General features: G+C 71.8%; 3 protein-coding genes and 2 pseudogenes. 2 read left to right on the plus strand and 3 right to left on the minus strand.

Annotation, left to right across the window (positions count from 1 at the left end):
• Both ACWCQ6_RS35985 and ACWCQ6_RS35990 read right to left on the minus strand, forming a co-directional pair.
• Positions 1-105, minus strand: a pseudogene (locus tag ACWCQ6_RS35985) (sterol desaturase family protein); the annotation flags it as partial.
• Positions 96-1,247 (minus strand): annotated as a pseudogene (locus ACWCQ6_RS35990) (alpha/beta fold hydrolase); the annotation flags it as partial. The pseudogenes ACWCQ6_RS35990 and ACWCQ6_RS35985, both read right to left, overlap by 10 nt.
• 106 nt (positions 1,248-1,353) lie before the next feature.
• Between ACWCQ6_RS35990 and ACWCQ6_RS35995 the strand changes: the two are divergent.
• Together ACWCQ6_RS35995 and ACWCQ6_RS36000 are read left to right on the plus strand one after the other, a co-directional pair.
• The gene (locus ACWCQ6_RS35995) at positions 1,354-2,517 is read left to right on the plus strand and encodes an ABC transporter ATP-binding protein (protein WP_451096550.1); all 1,164 of its coding nucleotides are present in this window, start codon (positions 1,354-1,356) and stop codon (positions 2,515-2,517) included.
• Between the two features lie 195 nt (positions 2,518-2,712).
• Positions 2,713-3,687, plus strand: a complete 975-nt coding sequence (locus tag ACWCQ6_RS36000) for an acetylxylan esterase (RefSeq protein ID WP_451096552.1) — start codon at positions 2,713-2,715, stop codon at positions 3,685-3,687.
• A 17-nt stretch (positions 3,688-3,704) separates the two neighbouring features.
• Here ACWCQ6_RS36000 and ACWCQ6_RS36005 read toward each other — a convergent pair.
• On the minus strand, positions 3,705-4,296 hold a 592-nt coding region (locus ACWCQ6_RS36005), incomplete at its 5' end, for a glycine betaine ABC transporter substrate-binding protein (RefSeq protein ID WP_451096554.1).

The following is a 4,296-nucleotide window of genomic DNA, read 5'->3' on the forward strand; positions in this document are numbered from 1 at the left end:
ATGGACCCCGCACGCGATCATCGGCAGGTAGAACGGCCAGACGGTCAGCGAGGTCCAGGGCTGGCGCAGCGCGGTGGAGAGGTTGAACTTCCGGCCACGTACATGTCGTCGTGGTAGACGGCGGCCGCGACCGGCACCTGATTGGCCGCCAGGCGCCCGGTGTCGTACAGCGGCGCCCAGTCGGTGCGGGCGGCCAGCAGTTCGGCGGTCTCGCGCAGCGGGCGCAGCGCCGGGTCCACCTCGAAGTGCCAGGGGTGGATGCTCTCACCGGTGAAGAGCACCGGACCGTCGCCCGAGAGCGCCCCGGCGGCATCGAACTGCGGGAATTCGGCCCGGACCCGCTCGGCCGCCCAGCCGGTGGGCTGCTCGCCCTGGCCGTAGATCGCCTCGTGCATCAGCGCGTACAGCGGATGTCCGGCGAACGAGGTCGCGGTCCGCACGGCCTCTTGGAAGGTGTCGGAGAGCTCGGTGCCGTGCGGTGTACGGACGAAGGCGTTCTCCAGCAGGTAGTGCAGCTGGTGGCTGCCACTGCCACCGCCCAGCATGATGCCGAGGGACTGGAACCCCTCGGGCGTCAGCCGGTGTCCGGCGCTGTCGGTGGGGTGCTCCAGCAGATGGGCGGCGATCTCCCGGGCGCGCTCGACGTCCTGCGGGTAGCGGGCGTAGTGGGCGGCGACCTTGCGCTCGATCCGGGGGTAGGCGGCCCGGTACACGTCGTCGGCGTGTGCGTCGAGGGACGGCAGCCCACCCGTGATGAGGACGGCCCCCAGCCCTTCGGGGGCGGCCGACAGATAGCGGACCGCGCAGAAACCGCCGAAGGACTGGCCGAGGACCGTCCACGGCGCGCCGCCGGTCAGCTGCGGGCGGATCAGCTCGCAGTCGCGCACGATGTTGTCGGAGCGGAAGTGGGCAAGGTAGTCGGCCTGCTCGCGCGGGCCGCCGCGCAGCGGCAGGGTCTGGCGGTTGGCCGGGGTGGAGAGACCGGTGCCGCGCTGGTCGAGCAGCAGCACCCGGAATTCCCGCACGGCCCGCCCCAGCCAGGCCTCCGCGCCGACGAAACGCCGGGCGCCGAAGCCGGGACCGCCTTCCAGGTACAGCAGCCAGGGCAGCTCCTCGTCGGCCCTGCCGCTCGCCACCGCCTCTCTGCCGAAGACTTCGATCTGCTCGCCGCCCGGATCGCTGTGGTCGAGCGGGACCGTGAAATAGCGGTCGGTGAAGACGATGCCGGGCTGCCGGTAGCTGCTCACAAGGTGCTCCTGAATCAGATGGGCCACGGACAGTTCAGCACACGGCCGTGACCCGGTCGGTCTCGGCCCGTGTGCGGGGGGCCCGGGTGACTCCTACCGTGCAGGCATGATCCGGTTCGAGCAGGTCGGCAAGGTGTATCCGGACGGCACCAGCGCGGTCGACGATCTCTCCTTCGAAGTCACCGAGGGGGAACTGGTCACCCTCGTCGGACCGTCCGGCTGCGGCAAGACCACCACGATGATGATGGTGAACCGGCTGATCGAGCCCTCGACGGGCCGGATCCTCGTAGGCGGCGAGGACATCTCCGGTGTCGACCCGGTGAGACTGCGCCGCCGGATCGGCTATGTCATCCAGCAGGTCGGTCTCTTCCCGCACCGCACCGTCCTCGACAACACCGCGACCGTGCCCGCGCTGATCGGCTGGAAACGGGCCAGGGCCCGGCAGCGGGCGGCCGAGCTGCTGGATCTGGTGGGCCTCGACCCGAAGACGTACGGCTCCCGCTACCCCGCGCAGCTCTCCGGCGGACAGCGCCAACGGGTCGGTGTGGCGAGGGCGTTGGCCGCGGATCCGCCGGTGCTGCTGATGGACGAGCCGTTCGGCGCGGTCGACCCGGTGGTGCGCGAGCGGCTGCAGAACGAATTCCTCAGCCTCCAGGCGACGGTCCGCAAGACGGTCCTGATGGTCACCCATGACATCGAGGAGGCGGTCCGGATGGGCGACCGGATCGCGGTGTACGGGGCGGGGCGCATCGAGCAGTTCGACACCCCGCGCGCCGTGCTCGGGGCTCCGGCCACCCCGTACGTGGCACAGTTCGTCGGCGCCGACCGGGGCCTGAAGCGGCTCTCGGTGACCACGATCGAGCCGGAGGACCTGGAGGAGCCGCCGGTCGCCCGGCTGGACGAGCCGGCCGGCGCGGCGGCGGCACGGCTGGGCAGCACGAGTGCCCGCTGGGCGGTGGTCCTGAACGGCGAGGGCGACCTGCACGGCTGGGTGGCGGCGGATGCGCTGCGGATCGCGGGCGAGCACGGCACGGTCGGCGAACTGGCCCGCAGAATGGATGCCTGGGTGCCGGTCGGGGCCCCGCTGAAGCAGGCGTTCAGCGAGATGCTCCAGCACGACGCGGGATGGGTCGCAGTACTCGACGGGACCCGGTTCCTCGGCGTGCTGACCCCGGCCAAGCTCCACGAGGCGCTGCGCCGCTCGGTCGACGCGGACGCGCGGGGCGTGGGCCGGGACGAGGTGCGGGTCGACTCGGTGGCGGACGTGTAGGGCGCGCCCCGCCGTGGTGCCGGGCCGGAACGAGCAGGCCACCAGGGGTTCGGCAGAGCGCGCCGGGCAGCTCCGGTGTCGGTCTCCTCGGTGACGAGCGCGGTGACGCCGTCGGCGAGCCGGCGCCGCCCCCCGTACGGTGTGATCGACCATTCCCACGGTGATCACTCACCCCGCGAAGAAGGCGGTCCCCGCATGTCCCTGTTCGATCTGCCCCTCGACGAGCTGCGCGACTACCGCAGCGGGTCGGTGGAGCCGGAGGACTTCGACGCGTTCTGGTCGAAGACGCTCGACGAGGCCCGGTCCCACGACCTCGACGCCCGTTTCGAACTGCGCGCCGGCACGGGGCTGAGCACCGTCGACGTGTACGACGTGACCTTCGCGGGCTTCGGCGGTCACCCGGTCAAGGGCTGGTTCGTCGTCCCGGCGGGCACCACTCGGCCGCTGCCGGTGGTGGTCGAGTTCATCGGTTACGGCGGCGGGCGGGGCCTGGCGCACACCCATCTGCTCTGGGCGTCGGCCGGTTTCGCCCACTTCGTGATGGACACCCGCGGCCAGGGCAGCGGCTGGCTCGTCGGCGACACCCCTGACCCGGTGGGCAGCGCGCCCGCTTACCCCGGCTTCATGACCCGTGGCATCGAGGACCCGGAGTCGTACTACTACCGGCGGGTGTTCACCGACGCGGTGCGTGCTGTGGAGGCGGCGCGCTCGCACCCGCTGGCCGACGCGGCACGCACCGCGGCCATCGGCGAGAGCCAGGGCGGCGGCATCACGCTCGCCGTGGGCGGACTGATACCCGACCTCGTGGCGATCGCGCCGGACGTCCCGTTCCTGTGCGACTTCCCCCGTGCCCTCACGGTCACCGACCGCACCCCGTACCGCGAGGTGGGCAACTACCTCAAGACGCACCGCGGCCGGGCCGAGCGGGCGCGGGCCACGCTCTCCTACTTCGACGGGGTGCACTTCGCCGCACGCGGGCGCGTACCGGCGCTGTTCTCGACCGCCCTGGAGGACATGACCTGCCCGCCCTCGACCGTCTTCGCCGCCTTCAACGCCTATGCCCACCAGGACAAGACCATCGAGGTGTACGACTTCAACGACCACGAGGGCGGCGGGCCCTTCCAGCAGGCCGTGCGGCTGGGCTGGCTGCCCGGGAAGCTGACGGCCTGACCGCGGCGAGGCGGCGGTCAGCCAGGCGGGACGAGGTTCTTGGACTCCAGATATCTGCGCGCCACGTCCTCGGGCAGCCGCCGCCAGCTGTCGACCTGTTCGTTGAGCCGGGCCAGGTCGGCGGTGGTCAGTACGGTGTTGAGCCTGCCCAGCGCGTTGCGTACGCCTGCGCTGCCCGCCCGGGACCGGTTGACGACGGGGACGAGGTAGTCGGCGTTCTGGAGGTGCTTGTCGTCGGCGAGCAGGACGAGGCCGAAGTCGTCGAGCGTGGCGTCGGTCGTGGTGGTCAGCACCATCTGGTCCTGACCGCGTCGGACGGCCTGCTTGGCCTGGGTGGTGCCGACGCCCTTGGGGTCCACGGCGGTGACGCGGATGCCGTACGTCTTCTTCAGGCCGGGCGCGCAGTAGGGACGCTGCACGCATTCTTCACCGGCCGCCAGGCGTACGGGCAGACCGGACCTGCCGAGGTCGCTGAGGGTCCTGAGGTGGTGCTCGGCGGCGTACGGGGCGGCGACCGCGAAGGCGTTCTGGTCCACGGCGCGCCCGGGGGCGAGGACGGTCAGCCAGTTGCTCACGCCAGGACCGGTACGCAGGACCACACCGGACAGG

The organism is Streptomyces sp. NPDC001880, assembly GCF_053594575.1.

Coding starts and splice junctions, on each gene's coding strand:
- ACWCQ6_RS35995 (WP_451096550.1), top strand. CDS start 1,354: ATGATCCGGTTCGAGCAGGTCGGCAAGGTGTATCCGGACGGCACCAGC.
- ACWCQ6_RS36000 (WP_451096552.1), top strand. CDS start 2,713: ATGTCCCTGTTCGATCTGCCCCTCGACGAGCTGCGCGACTACCGCAGC.